Origin of the sequence: Yoonia sp. GPGPB17, assembly GCF_037892195.1 — a bacterium.
GTDB lineage: Bacteria > Pseudomonadota > Alphaproteobacteria > Rhodobacterales > Rhodobacteraceae > Yoonia.
The window spans coordinates 3,769,135-3,788,165 of sequence record NZ_JATACI010000002.1 but is presented as its reverse complement, the minus strand read 5'-3'; the positions used below and the strand labels follow the sequence as shown (position 1 = coordinate 3,788,165).

Genomic DNA, 19,031 nt, shown 5'->3' with positions numbered 1-19,031 from the left:
TATGGATTCCATTGTGGTCACGGGCGGGACGCCCCTGAACGGGCAAATTGCGATTGCGGGGGCGAAGAACGCGGCGCTCACCCTGATGCCCGCAACGCTGTTGTCCGAGGAGCCGCTGACACTAACAAATGCGCCCCGCCTGTCGGATATCAAGACGATGACGGCGCTGTTGCAATCTTTGGGCGTTGAGGTGACCTCGATGCAGGACGGCAAGGTGCAGGTCCTGTCATCCCACGCGATGACTTCGACAACCGCTGACTATGATATCGTCCGCAAGATGCGCGCCTCCAATCTTGTGCTTGGCCCCCTGCTTGCCCGCCATCATGAAGCCGTTGTCTCGCTTCCCGGTGGCTGTGCGATTGGTGCGCGTCCGATGGATATTCATGTGACCGCACTCGAGGCGATGAGTGCCGAGATCGAACTCAAGGATGGTTATCTGCACGCCAAGGCCCCCGGTGGGTTGAAGGGTGCGAAAGTGCCGCTGCGCTTTGCGTCTGTGGGCGCCACCGAGAATGTGTTGATGGCTGCGACGTTGGCCAAGGGCACGACCGTGATCGAGAATGCAGCGCGCGAACCGGAGATTGTTGATCTGGCGAAGTGTTTGCGCAGCATGGGCGCGCAGATTGAAGGCGAAGGGACCCGCCAGATTACTATTCAGGGCGTCGATCGATTGGGTGCGGCGACCCATCCCGTTGTGACAGATCGGATTGAACTCGGCACCTACATGTTGGCGCCTGTCTTTGCCGGTGGTGAAGTAGAGTGCTTGGGTGGTCGTCTTGATCTCGTAGGCTCCTTTGTTGAGAAACTGGACGCCGCGGGTGTCGATGTGACCGAAACACCGGATGGCCTGAAGGTGAAACGCCGCACTGACCGAGCGAAGGCGGTTGATGTCACGACTGAGGTATTCCCCGGCTTCCCCACCGACTTGCAGGCGCAAATGATGGCAATGCTTTGCACGGCTGAGGGAACATCGGTGCTGGAAGAGAAGATTTTCGAGAACCGCTTTATGCATGCCCCGGAACTCATCCGTATGGGTGCTGACATCGAGGTGCAAGGGGGTGTGGCAACTGTGCGCGGTGTTGAGCGTTTGAAGGGCGCGCCCGTCATGGCGACTGATTTACGCGCTTCTGTGTCGCTGATCCTTGCGGGCCTTGCCGCAGAGGGTGAAACGACCGTCAGCCGCATTTATCACCTAGATCGCGGATATGAGCACATTGAGGAAAAACTCAGCGGTGTAGGTGCAAAGATTGAGCGGGTGTCAGCATGAGCCAAGACGCCACATTTGAGGATGGCCGCGAAGCACCCTTGCGCCTGAAAGCGTTGGATGCCGAAGATTTGGCCGTGATGGCCGCCCTTGTACAGGATGCTGTGTTTCCGGCAGTTGAGATGCAGTGGGACCGCAAAGCACGCCGCTTCGCCATCTTACTCAATCGTTTTCGGTGGGAAGATGCACCGAACGCCGCAGCCCGCAAGCGCAGCTACGAGCGTGTACAATCGGTTTTGGTCGTTGAAGACGTGATGAATGTGCAAAGCCAGGGGATTGATAAATCCGACCTGGACATGGTGTTTTCACTACTTGCCGTGACGTTCATCCCTGGTCAGGATGGGGCGGGCCGGTTGGAACTGACCCTCGCAGGGGACGGTTTGATCGCGATAGACGTCGAAGCCCTGGAGGTCATTTTGCAGGATGTGACACGCCCCTATGTCGCCCCATCAGGGCGGGCGCCATCGCACCCCGACTAACCGGGCAGCCGCGTCCGTGAGGTGCCAGGAGCCATCTCCAAAGGGCACCCATTGTTCGCCACGCCTCCAGAAAGGAACGCACGGAATGATCGCCTATGTCACTGTCGGCGCTGATGACATTGCACTTGCGAAGCGGTTTTATACGGCATTTCTACCCGCGCTGGGATATGGATTGGAAGAAGGCCCCGAAGGCCTGAGTTTCGCGCTGCCCGTAGAACGGGGACAGGTACTCGTCATGCCTGAGTTCTACGTCAAACCGACCTTTGATGGAAAGCCGGCCTCGGCCGGGAACGGTGCGATGGTTGCATTTGAGGCGCGCAATCAACGCCAAGTGCGTGACCTTCACGCCGCAGCGCTTGCTGCTGGCGGGTCTGACGAGGGCGCGCCGGGCTTTCGGGCGTCATACGGCCCAAAATTCTATGTGGGCTACCTGCGCGACCCGCAAGGCAACAAGATCGCGCTCTTCTCCAGCAATCCGGACGAACCCGGGCGGGACGGATAAGCCGGGTTATCCAGTCACCCCCAACTCACCATTGAAGCCCTCTGCCTGCCCCGCTATGTCGTGGCCTCGCAAGGAGTGATGTGATGCCACAGTTTCTATCCACCGTTGACGCCGACTTCGAGGCCCGCTTTACCGCCCTTCTGGGCGCAAAACGCGAGGATAGCCCGGATGTGGATCATGTGGTGGCCGAGATTATCGCAGATGTCCGCGCACGCGGTGATGCCGCAGTGCTGGAGCTGACGGCCAAATTTGATCGGCTGGAGCTGACACCCGAGACCATGCGCTTTAGCGAGGCCGAGATCGCGGCAGAATGCGCCAAAGTTTCGGACGCGGATCGAGCGGCGTTAGAGATGGCGGCGGAGCGTATTCGCGCCTATCACGCGCGCCAGATGCCTGATGATGCGATGTGGACGGATGAGGTTGGGGCAACGCTCGGCTGGCGTTGGACGGCTGTATCTGCGGCTGGGCTCTATGTGCCGGGCGGGTTGGCATCATATCCGTCGTCCCTTTTGATGAACGCGATCCCGGCGAAGGTGGCGGGCGTGGAGCGTCTGGCGATTGTCGTGCCGACGCCGGATGGTGTGACCAATCCGCTGGTTTTGATGGCAGCACAGATTGCAGGCGTGGATGAGATTTACCGGATTGGTGGTGCGCAGGCTATTGCGGCCCTCGCCTATGGCACCGAAACGATTGCGCCGGTGGATAAAATCACCGGCCCCGGCAATGCCTTTGTCGCCGCGGCCAAGCGCCGGGTTTTTGGCAAAGTTGGCATTGATATGATCGCTGGGCCGTCCGAGATTTTGGTGATTGCGGATAAGGACAATGATCCGGATTGGATCGCGCTCGATCTGCTGAGTCAGGCCGAGCATGACGAGAGTGCGCAATCGATCCTGATGACCGATGATCCGGGCTTTGGTCAGGCCGTCGCGCAGGCGGTCGAGAAACGGCTTGAGACGCTGGAACGCCGCGCCATTGCAGGTCCGAGCTGGCGTGATTTTGGGGCCGTCATCACTGTGAGCGACTTTGACGAAGCTGCAACTCTTTCAGATCGTATCGCGCCGGAACACTTGGAGATTTGTACCGCTGATGCCAACGCCCTTTCCGACAAGATCACCCATGCCGGTGCGGTCTTTATTGGGGGTTGGACACCCGAGGCGATTGGTGACTACATTGGCGGTCCAAACCATGTTCTGCCCACCGCCCGGTCGGCACGGTTTTCGAGTGGATTGTCAGTGATGGACTTTATCAAACGCACGACCCTGTCACGCATGACACCCAACGCTTTGGCCGCGATCGGCCCATCGGCGGAACGCCTTGCCATTTCCGAAAGCCTTGAGGCACACGGTCTGTCCGTGCGCGCCCGTCTGGACCGTTTGAACCGAGGTGAGCCATGAGCAAAATCACCCACATCGCGATTGATGATCGCAATCTGCCACCCCCACCCCTGAGATTGATCAGGAGCGTAAAGTGGCGATGTTTGATCTGTTGGAAGACAACAGCTTTACCATGCCCGCCCGCGATGGACGTGATGTGCCAGCCGGTCCCTACAAACTGAACCTGTCGATCAAGGAACGCCGATTGGTGTTTGACCTCAAGCAGGAAGATGACAATCCGGCGGGTGAGTTTCATCTGTCGCTTGGCCCGTTTCGGCAGGTCGTGAAGGACTACTTCCAGATCTGCGAAAGCTATTTTGATGCCGTCAAAACCCTGCCCCCAGCCAGATCGAGACGATCGACATGGCGCGTCGTGGCATCCACAACGAAGGCGCGCGGGTGTTGCAGGAACGGCTTGAGGGCAAAGCAGACGTCGACGTCGATACGGCACGCCGCCTGTTCACCCTTATCTGCGTTCTGCACTTCGGGGGCTGAAGATGGCGGAGGGGGCAAATACGAAGACCTTCCGCAGTCGGTGCTGTTTTGCTGTGACCACAACTCAGTCCGTTCGCCGATGGCCGAAGGGATCATGAAAAAGCTCTATGGGACCGAGTGCTATATTCAGTCGGTCGGCGTGAAAAACGACCTTGAGATTGATGGCTTCTCCATCGCCGTCTGCGCCGAGATTGGCGTGGAACTGTCGCGCCACCGATCACGTTCCTTCGATGAGATGGAGGATTGGGGCGATGACCTGTCATCCTTTGATCTGGTGCTGGCGCTGTCGCCTACCAGTCAGCGGCGCGCGCTGGACCTGACGCAGTTTTACCATCTGGATGTCGAGTACTGGCCCATCCTTGACCCCACCGGCCTTGGCGACAACCGCGAAGCACGACTGGATCTTTACCGGCAGGCACGCGACCAGATCAAAGAGCGGTTGATCGCGCGCTGGGGTCCGGGGGTAAGCGCCGAGATGGAATGAAGCTGACAAGACATGACGGCACCATCAATAGGCTGCTTTGAGGCAAAACCGCTTTAGCATTTTTCAGAATCAATGTCTGCTTCGGTAGCTTTGTGATGCGATTGGCAATTGCGTAGATGGGCGTGCGGACAGCTTGCGCGTTGCGACTTGCCACTATTACCAATGCAAAAGGCTGTCTGCGGGCGATTGAAGGGTAGGAAAGCACACATGAAGGTTTCGGATGAGCTACAAGGATTGTTCTCACGGCTCGGCGTTTCCAAGACGTTTCCGAAACACTGCACGCTTCTACACTTCGGCGATGTGAGCTAAGACGCCTACTTCATTGAGTCTGGTTGTATTCGGCTCTGGCACAACAAGGATGGTGCGGATGTCTCAGTAAAGTTCTTCCTGCCCGGCGAACTCTGCGCCTCTTTGCAGAACATGCACACCGAAGAACCAAGTAAATACGAACTTGAGACCATTACACCTTGTGTGGTGCGTTTGCTGGGCAAAGCCGAGTTCGAGCGGGAGGCAGCGCGAACTCCTGGCCTGAAGGATTACATGGAATCAGTCATGGTCCACTGCTTGGTGAACTATCAAGACCTTTTCGTGGACCGTATTGCGAGAACGCCGGAAGAGCGGTACCGGGCCTTGATCGCAGAAGAACCAGACATTCTGGATTTCGTTCCACTGCACTACATAGCGTCTTATCTTGGGATAACACCGGTCTCGCTCAGCAGAATTCGCAAGAAAGCACACCTCTCTTAACAAAAGATAAGGCGTGAAGCCCCCGCCCACGATACGGCAGGCCGGAGAAGGTGCTGTTCCCTCCTTCGATGGGCATAGTTTTCACTTTGCAAGAGCGTGAATTGCACTTGAATGACACTGCGGTTACGTGCCGCCACAAAGGAAACGTGAAATGAACTCAAGAATTTTGGTCGGTCGGCTTTTGCTTTTGCTTGGCCTGATCGGGGGCTTCATCAGCTTTTGGTACACAATCAACTTTACCTGGAACCCAGAGTTTCAGTCTGTGAATCTGCCCGATGCGCCGACCCATTCAAATTACCATGCGTTTCGCGGCGCGATGCTGGCGCTAGGGGTCAACCTGCTGCTGGTTTGGGTCGCTGTCAGGGCTGCGAAACTCACTGGCGAGGCCTGGGGCATCGTGACCTTCATGGCCGTATTCTACTATCTTGGTTGGTGGGCGGCTTGGCCGGTCTGGGGTCTACACGCGCCGGACGTCGTCGCAGAGATGAACCATGTGATCGGCACGATCGGAGGCTTGGGGGGCCTGTTCCTTCTCCGTCCACGCGACACCGCGTGACTTAGGCGATGTGGTTGGCTGTTTTCAGAATGGCCAACTCAACGCGGCGAGCGGCCATTTCTTCATTCAACAGTACTAGATGGGTTGGTATCAACCGAACGCGTGACATGGCGCCCAACCGACGAGGAGGATTGAAAATCGGCGCTTATTACTGCGCTTTGCAAGATGACGCCGGACGGGTTGGAACGACTGGCGCAGCGCCTTCCGCGTCAGGCGGGGTGCACCAAAGATGAGGTAGGTGGAAAGTCAGGCGGCACTCGATCTGCGGCATTGAGCTGCGGGGTAGTCAATTTGATCAGTTGCGGCATCATCAGAATTAGGCATGATGCAGTTCGAATGCGCTCCGTGTGAGCGCACCGCTACTCAATATTTTACAAATAAAATCATATTCTTGTGTTTAGATCCACGCGCGTTTGACCTGAGTCAATGACGCGGCATACCCCCGATTGTTAAGCTTTGCACATCACATTCACTGGAGTGATCCCAATGCTGCGTCTTGCATCCATGCTTTATTCATTCATCGGCACAACAATGGCCGGTATTCTGGTTATCGCGGCCCTGACCGCCGGGTATGACACATTGGTGCCCATCGTGATTGCGGCGGGTGTTGGGGCCGTGCTGGCCATGCCTGTCAGCTACTATGTGGCGCAGGCCATCACGACCAACAAAGGCTGATAGGCGCGCCCTAAAGTGAGCGGTCGATCGCGGCCCCGGCGTTGGTGATATCGCGGCCCACCCCTTGTACGGTTTCACATGCGGCCAAGCCGAGGATGGCGATGATCAGGGCGATACGGGTCATGATGGGTCTCTTTCGTTAGACGATTTCACCGCAGATTAGCGGGCCGCGCCGGGGCGGGCAAGGCTGTGTCTGTCAGCCAAGGAAAGCGCTGACTGCAGCCTCAAACTCGCGCGGTTTTTCGGCGTGCAGCCAGTGGCTAAGCGCCGGGGATTTTGGCGAATTTGGCGTTGGGGAAAAGGGTTTTGATTTGGGGCCGCGCTTCGCGTTGCACATAGTCGGATGCGCCGCCTGACAGGAACAACGTCGGTCCGTCAAACCGCCCCGTGATGTCGGGGAATCCGATGATCTTATCCATTTCGGCCCTGAGGATATCAAGGTTCAGCCGCCAGCGCCCCTCTTTCATATCAAGGCTTTGCAGCAGGAAGTCGGCGACACCCGGTTCCAAAGTGCCGAGCTGTGTTTTCGCATTGCTTCGGTTTTCGATGGTTGCCAGATCAACGCGGCGCATCGCCTCAATCGGTCCCATCTGGCTGTGCCCATAGCTGACCGGCGCGATATCGGCGACGATCAGGCGGTTGACCAAAGCGGGGTTCTGCAACGCCAGCACCATCGCCGCCTTGCCCCCCATCGAATGCCCCAGCACATCCGCAGGTTCGGTGATCACGTCGGCCAGATCACCCGCCAGATCGGCGTAGCTGTGGCTATCGGACCAATCGCTGCTGCCATGGTTCCGCATATCCACTGCGATCACGGTCCGCGCGGCCGACAACCGCTTCGCAATCACCCCCAGTTGCGCGCCGACCCAAAGAGCCCATGCGCGATCAGCAGCGGTGGGCCAGCAGGCCCGTCATATGTCACCGTGTTCAACATGCATCTACTTGCTACCCTTCCGCGCCGCCGGGGACCAGAGGGATTGAGCAAATCGCCCCGAGCCTTTACCCGGTGCGCCATGGCAAAGACGTTGCAACAGATGGTGGACGAAGTGCGTGCGGCGATGGAGGGTCAGCTACGCGTGCGTGGCAAGTCCCTTGACGCGCAGATCCGCAAGGCGGGGCGGCTGCTACCGCGCCGGGTACGCCAGGATGCGAGCTATCTGGCGCAGGGCGTTGCCTTGGCCGCAAATCCAAAGCTGGCCAAAATGATTGATATGGCAAAGGCGCAAAGGGCGCACCGCAACGTCATGGCCCATCTGGGCAGTGTTGATATCGCGACACAACGGCGCGATGCGGCGCTCAATCTGGTGGCGTCGATTGCACTTGCCTTGCTGGTAACGGCCGTTTTACTGCTATTCGTGCTTTGGGTGCGGGGGTTCGTCTGAGATTTAGTGTCGATGAGAATGCGCTCTCTCTGCGGCTGTCGTCGTAGTTGAGTATTATAGTCTCGTCGGGTTCATGGCTTTGTTTGATGTCGGGTGCCCGCCGGTCGTCAACGCGCAATCAACCTCGGCTCGGCGGCGACTGGCACGTCGTTGCCCGAAGTCGACACGCTGGTGGCCGAGGTGGAGGTGGTGAAGCGCGACGCGAAAGCGGCGCTCCGGGCCGAGGCGGAAGCGGCGCTCAAGCGGTTGAAGGCGGTGGATGAGGATGGATGGCGGGAGGTACGGGGTCATTCTTGAGTTCCTCTAGCGAAAGACGCGACATCTATACTTTGGAGTTCGAGGCGTTATCGTGTCGTTAACCTTAAACTATGACACTTTTCTTAGTTTTTGCTTGGGAGGAACGGAATGACCGACGTTAGACTTGCGATCGCCATAACCTTGCTTTCTGCGTCGCTCTATCTCGTGGGATATTCCTTCCTTTACGGATACTATCTATATTTTGACGTTGGACTTTGGGAAGTTCCTTCTAGTGTCAATGAAATCCTCTCTCACTCAGTTATCGCTATTGTGTCCGGCTTTAGGGACGACCAATTGCTGTATGCCTTGGCGGCGTTTTTGGCACTGCTAACAAAGGCGGTTCGGTCCGGCGTGGGCGACTCAGACGAATGGCTCAAGTTTGTGATAGTCCCTCTCGTTTCCTTTTGCATACTGTACTCTTTGGCTACCAGCAGGTCGGCAGGAATGAGATTGGCTGAGTCGCAAACGGCACATCTGAACCACATAGCTTTATCGCAACAGCAACAAACAGAATTGGAACGTTTGTTTGGCACCGGGGGGTTCCACCGTTATTGCATCTAGTTACAACCGCAGATAGCGTAATAGTCGTCGGCACAATAACGGGAAAAAAGGAAAAATGGATAATCCGCATTCCTTTGCAAACCGGGCAAATTACGGTGACGTACTTAGATCCTTAGTCACACGCGGACTGCTCACGGCAGCAGTTTGTCTGGGCCAGACTGTCGCTGCCGTGGCTCAAAGTTCGCAAACTGAGGCGGATCAGAGGATCGCGACCCACTACAGGCTCCTAAGTAATATCCGCCCGCGGCTTGGATACTTTCTAACAGGACCCGAAGCGGTAATGACTGGCCAGAATTTCGAGTTTTGTGATGGTACACGAGTCAGCATGGAGCTTTCCGAAGTGCGCGCAGTCGAAGATACATGTGACTCTCGAAACAACGGCACATTCACTCTCGCAGCGATAACCGAATCTGCGCGCAAGTCGATCTTCTTCAACGAAGATGGCAGCTCATTTGGCCAGCTGGAGTCAATTTCACGAAACGAAGACGGCACATATCGGATACGGGGATTTGTTGACCCAAACCTACTTGGTTTTCAGGAAGGTACCGAACAAAATCTGATTGGCCCTAGTATGGTTCCAGTGACGACTAGCTATGAAGAACTCTTTTTCACCCCTAATCCTGAAGGGTCAATTGATACTCTTTTCGAAGAAGAGGCAATTCGCCAGATCAAAGATGCCATAAAGTAGGTCTGTTTCAGGAGTAGTTCATTGCAGGATGAACCCGAAGTGCAGTCCATTTCCGTCAAGCCGACAAAGCATCAAAGATAACCCGCGACTTCCGGACCATAAACTTGGAGTATCGCAAAAGATGGTGACTAGACTGCTCACTTGACACAAAACAACGTTGCTATGTTGAAACTAGTTCGTCCAACCTACCCATCCATCTTCAACGCCGAAATAAACGCTTCCTGAGGGATATCCACTTTCCCGAACTGCCGCATCTTTTTCTTACCGGCCTTCTGCTTGTCCAAGAGCTTGCGTTTCCGCGTCGCGTCGCCGCCATAGCATTTGGCCGTCACGTCTTTGCGCAGTGCGGAGAGCGTCTCGCGCGCGATGACTTTGCCGCCGATGGCCGCCTGGATCGGGATTTTGAACATGTGGCGGGGGATCAGATCTTTGAGCTTTTCGACCATCGCCCGTCCGCGCATCTCGGCCCGGTCACGGTGCACCATCATGGACAGCGCATCGACGGGTTCGTCGTTCACCAGCACCGACATTTTCACCAGATTGTCCTGTTGATACCCCGTCATCTGGTAATCAAAAGACGCATAGCCCTTGGTCACGGATTTCAGCCGGTCATAGAAGTCAAATACCACCTCGTTCAGCGGCAGGTCATAGACCACCATCGCGCGGGAGCCTGCATAGGTCAGGTCCTGCTGTACCCCCGCCGATCCTGACAGAGTTTCAGCACATCGCCGAGGTAGTCATCGGGCACAAGGATTGTGGCCTTGATCCGCGGTTCCTCCAGATGGTCCACATGGGTCATGTCAGGCATGTCGGCGGGGTTGTGCAACTCGATCATCTCTCCATCGCGCATGTAGACGTGGTAGATGACCGACGGCGCCGTCGTGATCAGCTCAATGTTGTATTCCCGCTCAATCCGGTCGCGGATGACTTCGAGGTGAAGAAGCCCGAGGAAGCCGCAGCGGAAGCCGAAGCCGAGGGCCGCTGACGTTTCCATCTCATTGCTGAAGGACGCATCGTTGAGCGCCAGCTTGTCGATGGCATCGCGCAGGTCTTCGAATTCGGAGCTGTCCACGGGGAACAGCCCGCAGAACACCACCGGCTGTGCGGGCTTAAAACCGTCCAGCGCCACCTCGGAGCCTTTGCGTTCCGAGGTGATCGTATCCCCCACTCGGGTATCGCGCACCTGCTTGATGGAGGCCGTAATGAACCCGATCTCACCCGGCCCCAGTTCGGCCACGTCCTGCATCTGCGGGCGGAACACGCCGATCTTGTCGATCCCGTGGATCGTGCCGTTCGACATGAACTTAACCCGGTCGTTCTTTTTCATCACCCCGTCGATGACGCGGACCAGAACGATGACGCCGAGGTAGCTGTCGTACCATGAATCCACCAGCATCGCCTTGAGCGGCGCATCGCGGTCACCCTCAGGCGGGGGCAGCAGGTTGACGATAGCTTCCAGCGTGTCCTTAATCCCAATGCCGGTTTTGGCGCTGACCTGAATCGCGCCGGATGCGTCGATGCCGATCACGTCTTCGATCTGTTCGGCCACCCGGTCGCATTCCGCTGCGGGCAGATCGATCTTATTCAGGACGGGTACGATTTCATGATCGGCATCAATGGCTTGGTAGACATTGGCCAGCGTCTGCGCCTCCACCCCCTGGGTGCTGTCCACAACCAGCAGGGAGCCTTCAACGGCCCGCATGGACCGCGATACCTCATAGGCAAAGTCGACGTGGCCGGGGGTGTCGATCAGGTTAAGGACATAATCCTCGCCATTGTCGGCTTTGTAGTCGATGCGCACCGTGTTGGCCTTGATCGTGATCCCGCGTTCGCGCTCGATATCCATACTATCGAGAAGCTGCGCCTTCATATCCCGATCGGCCACCGTGTTGGTGGATTGGATCAAGCGGTCAGCAAGCGTCGATTTGCCGTGGTCAATATGCGCCACGATCGAGAAGTTACGGATATGCGAAAGATCAGTCATGGCAGGGATATGGTGGGGTTTTCAGGGTTGGTCAAGCGAGATGGTGTGGTGGCCAATCCACCAGCGCCACGTGACTATCCCGGTCAACCGGGATAGCAACAGGATCTGCATCAGGTCGGAGCCCTAACCCACGCGAACGACATGGATCTAACTGGTCAGGTTGAACAGTTGCTTTTGGTTCTTGTGATGCCGGAGCGCCAGCTCTTTTTGTTTCTTGGTGGCGGGGATCAGTCGCGCGGGTACCGGCGCATAATCTAATGCGCGCAAAGCCGGGAAAATCTCGGATATTTCTTCCCGTGCATCCGGACCAAGCGCTGACAATGCCTCAGGTCCGGTAAACAGGCTTTCGGTTGGCGCGCCTTCTGCAAGAATGATTTCGTGATCATCAAAGAGCAGGTGATAATAAGTGACTGATCCGATACCGTGATCGACAAAGATACCCGGCAGATGGGTTAGCTTATTTGCCGCGATCAGAACCTCGGGCGACCCGAACATCCGCATCGCAATCATTGACCGCACAAGCATCCTGTGCTGCCGTGAGACAAGCATATCCCGTTGGGGCAACCCTTCGCCCAGCGCCCCTTGCACAATCCGGATCGGCAATAGTTTTGGTTTTGACTTCAGCTCTGACGGGCCAAAGGTGCGCGCACCAATCCAGCGCAGCGTGGCGTATCCTTCGTCAAACAGCGCAATGGAATCGCCTTTCTGCAAAGTTTCAATCGCCCGCAACCCATCAGCCGTTTTGATCAGCGTGCCCCGGGTCAGGCATGGTGTGTCGGGAACGTCAGCGGGGTCAAGGTTATCTGCACCCTGATCTTTGTTATTGGTCGTGAACACAACACCAGCCTCGGGTATCTCCGAGACGGCAAAAAGCCTTAAGCCATTGTCGAGTTCAAATCGCCAAACCTCAATAACCTGGCCGTTCGCCCCGGTATATGTCGCAGTCCACTCGATATAGCAGGCGTCGGTAGAGACGAGATTTCCGTCAGAATCCGTAACAGTTGCAATCTGGTTGCCGTCGTCAGGCACCTCATTGGTGATCGTGTCGCCATCAATTACCGTATCATCGTCATCAATAGAGACGTTCAAGAAATCATCAGCATTGTCATTCGCTAAAACGAATGGATCGTTGCCACCGGCCGGAGGATTGCTGAACGCACCAAACTGTATCGCTTTGAATGTCGCGATGACTGGCATGTGGTTCTTCCTTCACCTCGGTTTGCTGTCAGGTTCTGAACACCAAGACTTTCGCTGACAGGTTCAAAACTCACTACAATCTTTATTCATCCGACACGTTCTATTCTGTTCCCAACGCAACATACTCGCGAAAGGCGTATTTTAGATCAACTTACAAGCTATACATGAATGCCTGATCTTCAGGCAAGTTTCACTTCATTCGGGTTGGGAAGGCGGCCACCCCAACCGCAGCCCTTTGTAGATCGGCTAGACGATATTCCCCAATTGCATCGTTGCCCTCACCCCGGCATACTCACCTTTGTGGGGCGCAACCTTAATGGATCAACCGGAACAAACCGGGGGCCGGGCAGAGGATAGGCGAATGCGGTATTTCTTATTGGCGGGTGCTTTGGCATCGGTGGCGGCCTGTGGTGGCGGCAGCGGCGGCGGTGGCGCGACGGGTGATATCTCACGCGCCTGTCTAGAGGCAGACCGCCGGGCGGCATCGCCTGCGTTATGTTCCTGCGTTCAACAGGTCGCAAATCAATCTCTTTCAGGCCGGGATCAGGCGCGCGCTGTCACCTTCTTTGAAGACCCGCAGCTGGCACAGGACACCCGCCAATCCGACCGCAGCGCCGATGAGCGGTTTTGGGATCGCTATCGCGCCTTCACTGATCTCGCATCTGAGATATGTCGGCCAGTAGACGCCTAGCAGCCGCTTCGATCATGTCCAACGCTCCATCGAAATCCCGCGTATAGTAGGGATCGGGCACATCTGTCGCGGCCATCAGTTGCGCAGGCGTCGCATTGCCTGCTGGACGAAGCCGCTCGATATCCGCCTTGTTTTGCCGATCCATCGCGACGATCAGGTCAAAGTCTTCAAAGTCCGAAATTGTGAACTGCCGCGCCCTTAACGCGCTCAGGTCAATGCCCCGGGCCTTTGCCGCGTCTTGCATCAGACCATAAGGCGCATCACCAACACGCCACCCACCGGTGCCAGCGCTGTCAATCGTCAAATCAGGTGCAAGCTTATGCATCACCCCTTCAGCCGCAGGCGAGCGGCAGATGTTTCCCAGACATACAAAAACGATCCGCATTAGCGTAAAACGCCGCGCCGGGTCATGGCCCGCGCGTAGATCCAAAGCAAAACAAGGATCACAGGAATAGCGATGGTAAAGACAATCGCCGCCGTTCCCGCTGCGGCAACCATGCTGCCGCCGTCCGCAATGACGTAGGTATAAATCGACGACCCGATCAGCCCGATCAATGATAGCGCGAAAGCCGCACCAGCGAACCGAGAGCGTAGCAACAGCAGCAACGATCCAATTACGGAAAACCAGACTCCCACCGCCCAGGCGACACCAAACCACATTGGCGCGTCTTTCAACATCGTCAGTCGTTCAGGCGGTTGAGCCGCCAGATATTCAGCGGCATTTGTCCGTGTCATTACATAGTCCATTGCCCCGCCAACGTTCCAGAACAGCGACACAATTCCCACGATCCATAGGTGTATTGGCGTTTTCGCCATGGTCGTCCCTCCCTTTCTTTCTTTTTGTGGATCATAGCTAAGATCACGCGATCACGCCAACTTGGCGCAAATGGCTTGCCGCGACGCCCACTTGAAGGCCAGACTGGGCGCATGAAGATAGCGATTTTAACAGGTGCCGGTGTATCGGCGGAAAGCGGTTTGGGCACCTTCCGGGATAAGAATGGATTGTGGACACGTTATGATCTGAACGAAGTCGCAACGCCCGAGGGGTTTGCCCTCAACCCGGCCCTTGTGCATGACTTCTACAACGCGCGCCGCGCCAATTGCGCAGAGGCCTCACCAAACGCGGCCCACGTGGCTTTGGCGCAATTGGCGGAAACTGCCCATGATATCACGCTGATCACCCAAAACGTTGATGATTTACATAGCCGCGCCGGATCGCTCAACGTGGTCCATATGCACGGTGAGCTGATGCGTGCCCTTTGTGCGTCCTGCGGGGCGCGATGGGATGCGCCCTTAGTGATGGACCCGTCTGATGCTTGCCCGTCTTGTGGGGCCGCAACGACCCGGCCGGATATCGTCTGGTTTGGCGAAATCCCCTATCACATGGACGCGATTGCCGAGGCTGTTGAACGTGCCGATCTATTCGTGGCAATCGGCACGTCGGCCGAGGTCTATCCTGCCGCAGGCCTTGTTGAACTGGCACGCGGTCAAACGCTCGAAATCAATCTGGAAGCGTCAGCGCGGGCAAATGCCTTTGATGACCACCTCTTTGGCCCGGCAACTGAGGTTGTCCCGTCCTGGGTCGCAGAACTAAGCTGAGGGCTGGACCTTTGGCCCCGGCCCGATAAGAAGGTGTGCATGAGCAAGACCACAGATATCATGGCTTTGGCTGCGGGGGTAAAGGCCGGCGACCGCCGCGCATTGGCACAGGCCATAACGCTGGTGGAAAGCGGGCGTGCTGATCACCGTGAAGATGCGCTGCGGCTGCTGGATACCCTTGGGACAGAAAGGCAATCCTTGCGCATCGGCTTGTCTGGAACGCCCGGCGTCGGCAAATCGACTTTCATTGAAAGCTTCGGTCTGATGCTGACCGGCATGGGCAAACGCGTGGCTGTCTTGGCGGTTGATCCGTCGTCGGCCCGGTCGGGCGGGTCCATTCTGGGTGACAAGACCCGGATGGATCAACTGGCACGCGATCCCAATGCCTTTATCCGCCCCTCCCCCAGCCAGACCCAATTGGGTGGTGTCGCCCGCCGTTCGCGTGAGGCTGTAGCACTCTGCGAGGCCGCTGGCTTTGACGTGGTGCTGATTGAAACCGTCGGCGTTGGCCAATCCGAGACGGTCGTTGCCCAAATGGCTGACCTCTTTGTGTTGCTTTTAGCTCCGGCTGGTGGGGATGAGCTGCAAGGCGTGAAACGCGGCATCATGGAAATGGCTGATCTGATCCTTGTAAACAAGGCTGATGGTGACCTGAAATCACAAGCCACGCGAACCTGTGCGGATTATGCCGGCGCGCTACGATTGTTGCGCAAGCGCGCGCAAGATCCGGATGGGTTTCCCAAAGCGCTCACGATTTCGGCACTTGAAGCAGAGGGTTTAAAGACGGCATGGGACGAGATGGAAACGCTGGTTGCGTGGCGGCGTGAGACCGGTATCTGGGACATGACACGAGAGGCGCAAGGGCGTTACTGGCTTGATCAGGATGTTCGCAATGGTTTGCTGGCGTTGTTGTTGGACGACCCGCAGACGGCGAAACGCATGGAAGCGGCGCAAGCGGATGTCAAAGCCGGGCGCAAGACCCCAACCGCTGCCGCTGCTGAGGTGCTAAACCCGATGCGCGATCGTCTGCGCTAGCATTCCCCTCAGGAGAGACAAAAATCCTGCGTCAGGCATCGGCAAACCGGGTTGACGGGATCAAGGAATCCGCCTATCTGGCGCTGATCTTATACATGACCCTGCAGATGCGGGGTTTAACCCCGTATCACTGGATACCCTGCCAACCGGGCAGGTGCTGTCCCAAAGACAAGGAAAACGCTCATGTCGCGCCGTTGCGAACTGACTGGAAAAGGCCCGATGTCTGGCAACAATGTCAGCCATGCCAAAAACCGTACCCGCCGCCGCTTTCTGCCGAACCTGCAGGATGTGACATTGCAGTCTGACGTGCTGGGCCGGTCTTTCAAGCTGAAAATCTCGAACGCAGCCCTGCGCACCGTCGATCACCGTGGTGGTCTGGATGCATTCATGGCGAAGGCAAAAGACGCTGAGCTTTCCGAAAGCGCGCTTAAGATCAAAAAAGAGATCGCCAAGGCCACTGCTGCTTAAGCTGTCCTGATCATGAAGAGTTTGAAACCCGGCTGCATGGCAGCCGGGTTTTTCTTTTGTGGGCAGCAGGTCTTGACCCACCCATGCCTCGTGACAGACACAGGTTTCTATGGCCGCCCTTCCTATTGATGCAATCCTGCCCGCACTGACCGCCGCGCTCGCCGACGCAGGCCGTGCCGTACTGCAAGCCCCGCCCGGTGCAGGTAAGACAACGCGGGTGCCGCTCGCGATGCTTGAGGCAGACCTCACGCGCGGTAAAATCATCATGCTCGAACCCCGTCGCATTGCTGCCCGTGCGGCGGCTGAACGTCTGGCAGAAGGGCTGGATGAGACGCCCGGGCAGACCGTCGGTTACCGCATGCGGGGCGACAGCAAGCCCGGTGCCAGGATCGAGGTCGTGACCGAAGGCATCCTGACCCGCATGATCCAGTCTGATCCTGATTTATCGGGGGTGGGCGCCATCATCTTTGATGAATTCCACGAACGATCACTTAACGCCGACCTCGGCCTCGCGTTGGCTTGGGAAAGCCGCGCGGTGCTGCGCCCCGATCTTATCATTCTGGTGATGTCCGCTACATTGGATGCAAAATCGGTGGCAGACATGCTTGATCAAGCGCCGGTTTTCACCTCCGAAGGGCGCTCCTTTCCAGTGACCACCCAGTTTCTGGACCAAGCAGTCCCCAAAAGGCAGCGATTGGAACAGGCAACTGCTGAACTCATCGGCACCGCAGTGGACCAAACCACAGGCGGTGTACTGGTCTTTCTGCCTGGTGAGGGTGAAATCCGCCGGACAGCGGCGCAGCTCGATGGCCAACTGCCGAAAGATTGCACCATCCGCACACTCTATGGCGCACTGCCCTTCGCAGAGCAACGCAAAGCCATTGCTCCAGTACAATCGGGTCGCAAAGTTGTTTTATCCACATCCATTGCAGAAACATCACTGACCATCGAGGACATTCGCGTCGTGGTTGACGCAGGCAGGGCCCGACGTGCCCGGTTTGACCCCAGTTCCGGCATGTCCCGACTTGTGACCGAGCGTGTGAGCAAAGCCGAAGCCACCCAGCGGGCAGGCCGGGCCGGTCGCGTCGCGCCGGGGCACGCCTTTTGTCTTTGGACCAAAGGAGAGCACGGGGCGCTACCTGCTTTTGCACCTGCAGAGATTGAAGTAGCCGATCTGACGGGCCTTGCTCTGGAGTTGGCAAATTGGGGCAGCGACAATGATGATCTCGCCTTCCTGACACCTCCACCGGAGGGCGCACTGGCTGAAGCGCGCAAACTGTTGAGCGAACTGGGCGCGCTGGATAACAGCGGGCGGATCACATTGCATGGGAGAGCACTCGCAACGATGCCATTGCATCCGCGTCTTGCCCATATGCTGCAAACGGCTGGTCGGACCGCCGCCCCGCTGGCCGCACTTTTGGCAGCGCGTGATCCGCTGCGCGGCGCGCCTGTTGACCTGTCCTTGCGCGTTGCGGCCCTCTCCGGCCGCTATGATGGGCCAGGTGAGAAAAACCATGCGACTCTGGCGCAGATCAAATCCGAGATACCGCGCCTGATGAAAGATTTGCCTGATACTGCCCCACTGAGCTTGGGTCAGCAGGCGGCTCTGGCCTACCCCGACCGTGTCGGCTTGCGTCGCAAAGGGGATGATCCCCGCTATGTCCTGTCAGGTGGCAAAGGCGCAGTGATGGATGCGGCTGACCCTTTGGCCGGGGCGCGTCTGATCGTAGCCACGGATCTGGATGGCGACACGCGTGAGGCACGTATCAGACAAGCCGTCACAATCACCGAGCGCGAGCTACGCGATATCTTCGCAGACCAGATGGACTGGCATAATGTCTGCATTTGGTCCAAGCGCGAAGGCCGCGTGCTGACCCGCCAGCAAGAGCGCTTTGGTGCTTTGGCGCTGGATGACAGGCAATGGTCTGATGCGCCAGAAACGGCCATCGCAACTGCCATGCTGGAGGGCATAAGGCAGATGGGGCTGCGCCCCGCACCGGCTGCGCAGCGGTTGCGCGCGCGCATTGCGTTGGTCGACAACTTGCCAGCAATGGATGATGCCACATTGCTTGAAACGCTTGAAGACTGGCTTTTGCCGCATTTGCAGGGCGTGCGCAGTGCTGCGGATTGGAAAAGGTTCGATGTCCTGCCCGCTTTGCGCGCGATGCTGGACTGGGATCAAACCCAACGGCTTGATCGGATCGCACCAGCACATTTTGAAACCCCGCTCGGTCGCAAGATACCAATTGACTACGATGGCGCGGCCCCGGCGATCACCCTGCGCCTGCAAGAAATGTTTGGCGTGACCAAACACCCCGTTGTCGGCCGCACGCCGCTGCGTGTCACGCTGCTTTCACCCGGGCAAAAGCCCGTACAGGTGACCCAAGACATCGTGGGGTTCTGGGCGACGTCCTATGCCGACGTCAGACGCGATATGCGCGGTCGCTATCCGCGCCACCCCTGGCCCGAAGACCCAACCCAAGCTGACCCCACGTTACGCGCCAAACCGCGCGGCACATGAGGTAGATTTGCGCTTTGATTCGGCATGTGTTAG

21 protein-coding genes and 3 pseudogenes are annotated in these 19,031 nt (G+C 57.4%); 18 read left to right on the top strand and 6 right to left on the bottom strand.

Annotation, left to right across the window (positions count from 1 at the left end; all coding sequences use genetic code 11):
* Position 1: 1 nt before the first annotated feature.
* From murA to QTO30_RS19955, 9 genes and pseudogenes are all read left to right on the top strand, one after another.
* Positions 2-1,267 carry a UDP-N-acetylglucosamine 1-carboxyvinyltransferase gene (gene murA / locus QTO30_RS19995; protein ID WP_340425781.1) on the top strand — a complete coding sequence of 422 codons (1,266 nt, stop codon included), beginning with the start codon at positions 2-4 and terminating at the stop codon, positions 1,265-1,267.
* Positions 1,264-1,743, top strand: coding sequence for a DUF2948 family protein (locus tag QTO30_RS19990; RefSeq protein ID WP_340425780.1), 480 nt, complete (start codon positions 1,264-1,266; stop codon positions 1,741-1,743). The genes murA and QTO30_RS19990 overlap by 4 nt, the downstream gene beginning before the upstream one ends.
* A gap of 85 nt (positions 1,744-1,828) precedes the next feature.
* Positions 1,829-2,245, top strand: a complete 417-nt coding sequence (locus QTO30_RS19985; RefSeq protein ID WP_340425779.1) for a VOC family protein — start codon at positions 1,829-1,831, stop codon at positions 2,243-2,245.
* An 83-nt stretch (positions 2,246-2,328) separates the two neighbouring features.
* Positions 2,329-3,639: a histidinol dehydrogenase gene (gene hisD, locus QTO30_RS19980; RefSeq protein WP_340425778.1), complete on the top strand. Its 1,311-nt coding sequence runs from the start codon at positions 2,329-2,331 to the stop codon at positions 3,637-3,639.
* Positions 3,636-4,113 (top strand): annotated as a pseudogene (locus QTO30_RS19975) (UPF0262 family protein). Before hisD ends, QTO30_RS19975 begins: the two are co-directional and overlap by 4 nt.
* A gap of 40 nt (positions 4,114-4,153) precedes the next feature.
* A complete protein-coding gene (locus QTO30_RS19970; RefSeq protein ID WP_340425777.1) occupies positions 4,154-4,597 on the top strand; it encodes an arsenate-mycothiol transferase ArsC in 444 nt (147 codons plus the stop codon).
* A gap of 321 nt (positions 4,598-4,918) precedes the next feature.
* Positions 4,919-5,344 carry a Crp/Fnr family transcriptional regulator gene (locus tag QTO30_RS19965; protein ID WP_340425985.1) on the top strand — a complete coding sequence of 142 codons (426 nt, stop codon included), beginning with the start codon at positions 4,919-4,921 and terminating at the stop codon, positions 5,342-5,344.
* A gap of 151 nt (positions 5,345-5,495) precedes the next feature.
* A complete protein-coding gene (locus QTO30_RS19960; RefSeq protein ID WP_340425775.1) occupies positions 5,496-5,900 on the top strand; it encodes a hypothetical protein in 405 nt (134 codons plus the stop codon).
* Between the two features lie 486 nt (positions 5,901-6,386).
* Positions 6,387-6,575: a CTP synthetase gene (locus QTO30_RS19955; RefSeq protein ID WP_340425774.1), complete on the top strand. Its 189-nt coding sequence runs from the start codon at positions 6,387-6,389 to the stop codon at positions 6,573-6,575.
* Between the two features lie 10 nt (positions 6,576-6,585).
* On the opposite strand, the gene QTO30_RS19950 is transcribed toward QTO30_RS19955, so the two are convergent.
* Both QTO30_RS19950 and QTO30_RS19945 read right to left on the bottom strand, forming a co-directional pair.
* A complete protein-coding gene (locus QTO30_RS19950; protein WP_055291933.1) occupies positions 6,586-6,699 on the bottom strand; it encodes an entericidin A/B family lipoprotein in 114 nt (37 codons plus the stop codon).
* Between the two features lie 72 nt (positions 6,700-6,771).
* Positions 6,772-7,509 (bottom strand): annotated as a pseudogene (locus tag QTO30_RS19945) (alpha/beta fold hydrolase).
* A 79-nt stretch (positions 7,510-7,588) separates the two neighbouring features.
* Here QTO30_RS19945 and QTO30_RS19940 point away from each other — a divergent pair.
* From QTO30_RS19940 to QTO30_RS19925, 4 genes are all read left to right on the top strand, one after another.
* Complete coding sequence (locus QTO30_RS19940) at positions 7,589-7,957, top strand: hypothetical protein (RefSeq protein ID WP_340425773.1); 369 nt, start codon at positions 7,589-7,591, stop codon at positions 7,955-7,957.
* 150 nt (positions 7,958-8,107) lie between these two features.
* Complete coding sequence (locus QTO30_RS19935; RefSeq protein ID WP_340425772.1) at positions 8,108-8,254, top strand: hypothetical protein; 147 nt, start codon at positions 8,108-8,110, stop codon at positions 8,252-8,254.
* Positions 8,255-8,362: 108 nt separating this feature from the next.
* Positions 8,363-8,815, top strand: a complete 453-nt coding sequence (locus QTO30_RS19930; RefSeq protein ID WP_340425771.1) for a hypothetical protein — start codon at positions 8,363-8,365, stop codon at positions 8,813-8,815.
* Between the two features lie 55 nt (positions 8,816-8,870).
* Entirely contained in the window at positions 8,871-9,503 is a 633-nt protein-coding gene (locus QTO30_RS19925; protein ID WP_340425769.1) for a hypothetical protein, read from the top strand.
* Positions 9,504-9,688: 185 nt separating this feature from the next.
* On the opposite strand, the pseudogene lepA reads toward QTO30_RS19925, so the two are convergent.
* Together lepA and QTO30_RS19915 are read right to left on the bottom strand one after the other, a co-directional pair.
* Positions 9,689-11,487: pseudogene (gene lepA, locus QTO30_RS19920) on the bottom strand (translation elongation factor 4).
* A gap of 147 nt (positions 11,488-11,634) precedes the next feature.
* The gene (locus tag QTO30_RS19915) at positions 11,635-12,684 is read right to left on the bottom strand and encodes a Hint domain-containing protein (protein ID WP_340425768.1); all 1,050 of its coding nucleotides are present in this window, start codon (positions 12,682-12,684) and stop codon (positions 11,635-11,637) included.
* Between the two features lie 361 nt (positions 12,685-13,045).
* Between QTO30_RS19915 and QTO30_RS19910 the strand changes: the two genes are divergently transcribed.
* Positions 13,046-13,375 (top strand): arginine transporter, encoded by a 330-nt coding sequence (locus tag QTO30_RS19910; RefSeq protein ID WP_340425767.1) that lies wholly within the window; start codon positions 13,046-13,048, stop codon positions 13,373-13,375.
* Here the strand turns inward: QTO30_RS19910 and QTO30_RS19905 are convergent.
* Positions 13,332-13,760, bottom strand: coding sequence for a low molecular weight protein-tyrosine-phosphatase (locus QTO30_RS19905; protein ID WP_340425766.1), 429 nt, complete (start codon positions 13,758-13,760; stop codon positions 13,332-13,334). The genes QTO30_RS19910 and QTO30_RS19905 overlap by 44 nt on opposite strands.
* On the bottom strand, positions 13,760-14,191 hold the full coding sequence (locus tag QTO30_RS19900) for a hypothetical protein (protein ID WP_340425765.1): 432 nt from the start codon (positions 14,189-14,191) through the stop codon (positions 13,760-13,762). Before QTO30_RS19900 ends, QTO30_RS19905 begins: the two co-directional genes overlap by 1 nt.
* A 111-nt stretch (positions 14,192-14,302) precedes the next feature.
* Here QTO30_RS19900 and QTO30_RS19895 point away from each other — a divergent pair, with 111 nt between their 5' ends.
* The 4 genes from QTO30_RS19895 (at position 14,303) to hrpB (ending at position 18,998) form a co-directional block, all read left to right on the top strand.
* On the top strand, positions 14,303-14,974 hold the full coding sequence (locus tag QTO30_RS19895) for an NAD-dependent deacylase (RefSeq protein WP_340425764.1): 672 nt from the start codon (positions 14,303-14,305) through the stop codon (positions 14,972-14,974).
* Between the two features lie 39 nt (positions 14,975-15,013).
* A complete protein-coding gene (meaB, locus tag QTO30_RS19890) occupies positions 15,014-16,009 on the top strand; it encodes a methylmalonyl Co-A mutase-associated GTPase MeaB (RefSeq protein ID WP_340425763.1) in 996 nt (331 codons plus the stop codon).
* 183 nt (positions 16,010-16,192) lie between these two features.
* Positions 16,193-16,477, top strand: a complete 285-nt coding sequence (gene rpmB / locus QTO30_RS19885; protein ID WP_340425762.1) for a 50S ribosomal protein L28 — start codon at positions 16,193-16,195, stop codon at positions 16,475-16,477.
* Positions 16,478-16,586: 109 nt separating this feature from the next.
* The gene (hrpB, locus tag QTO30_RS19880) at positions 16,587-18,998 is read left to right on the top strand and encodes an ATP-dependent helicase HrpB (protein WP_340425761.1); all 2,412 of its coding nucleotides are present in this window, start codon (positions 16,587-16,589) and stop codon (positions 18,996-18,998) included.
* Positions 18,999-19,031 lie beyond the last annotated feature (33 nt).

Excerpts from the sequence above, each read along its gene's own strand:
- murA (WP_340425781.1), top strand. The coding sequence starts at position 2 with ATGGATTCCATTGTGGTCACGGGCGGGACGCCCCTGAACGGGCAAATT.
- QTO30_RS19990 (WP_340425780.1), top strand. The coding sequence starts at position 1,264 with ATGAGCCAAGACGCCACATTTGAGGATGGCCGCGAAGCACCCTTGCGC.
- QTO30_RS19985 (WP_340425779.1), top strand. The coding sequence starts at position 1,829 with ATGATCGCCTATGTCACTGTCGGCGCTGATGACATTGCACTTGCGAAG.
- hisD (WP_340425778.1), top strand. The coding sequence starts at position 2,329 with ATGCCACAGTTTCTATCCACCGTTGACGCCGACTTCGAGGCCCGCTTT.
- QTO30_RS19960 (WP_340425775.1), top strand. The coding sequence starts at position 5,496 with ATGAACTCAAGAATTTTGGTCGGTCGGCTTTTGCTTTTGCTTGGCCTG.
- QTO30_RS19955 (WP_340425774.1), top strand. The coding sequence starts at position 6,387 with ATGCTGCGTCTTGCATCCATGCTTTATTCATTCATCGGCACAACAATG.
- QTO30_RS19950 (WP_055291933.1), bottom strand. The coding sequence starts at position 6,699 with ATGACCCGTATCGCCCTGATCATCGCCATCCTCGGCTTGGCCGCATGT.
- QTO30_RS19940 (WP_340425773.1), top strand. The coding sequence starts at position 7,589 with ATGGCAAAGACGTTGCAACAGATGGTGGACGAAGTGCGTGCGGCGATG.
- QTO30_RS19930 (WP_340425771.1), top strand. The coding sequence starts at position 8,363 with ATGACCGACGTTAGACTTGCGATCGCCATAACCTTGCTTTCTGCGTCG.
- QTO30_RS19925 (WP_340425769.1), top strand. The coding sequence starts at position 8,871 with ATGGATAATCCGCATTCCTTTGCAAACCGGGCAAATTACGGTGACGTA.
- QTO30_RS19915 (WP_340425768.1), bottom strand. The coding sequence starts at position 12,684 with ATGCCAGTCATCGCGACATTCAAAGCGATACAGTTTGGTGCGTTCAGC.
- QTO30_RS19910 (WP_340425767.1), top strand. The coding sequence starts at position 13,046 with ATGCGGTATTTCTTATTGGCGGGTGCTTTGGCATCGGTGGCGGCCTGT.
- QTO30_RS19905 (WP_340425766.1), bottom strand. The coding sequence starts at position 13,760 with ATGCGGATCGTTTTTGTATGTCTGGGAAACATCTGCCGCTCGCCTGCG.
- QTO30_RS19900 (WP_340425765.1), bottom strand. The coding sequence starts at position 14,191 with ATGGCGAAAACGCCAATACACCTATGGATCGTGGGAATTGTGTCGCTG.
- QTO30_RS19895 (WP_340425764.1), top strand. The coding sequence starts at position 14,303 with ATGAAGATAGCGATTTTAACAGGTGCCGGTGTATCGGCGGAAAGCGGT.
- meaB (WP_340425763.1), top strand. The coding sequence starts at position 15,014 with ATGAGCAAGACCACAGATATCATGGCTTTGGCTGCGGGGGTAAAGGCC.
- rpmB (WP_340425762.1), top strand. The coding sequence starts at position 16,193 with ATGTCGCGCCGTTGCGAACTGACTGGAAAAGGCCCGATGTCTGGCAAC.
- hrpB (WP_340425761.1), top strand. The coding sequence starts at position 16,587 with ATGGCCGCCCTTCCTATTGATGCAATCCTGCCCGCACTGACCGCCGCG.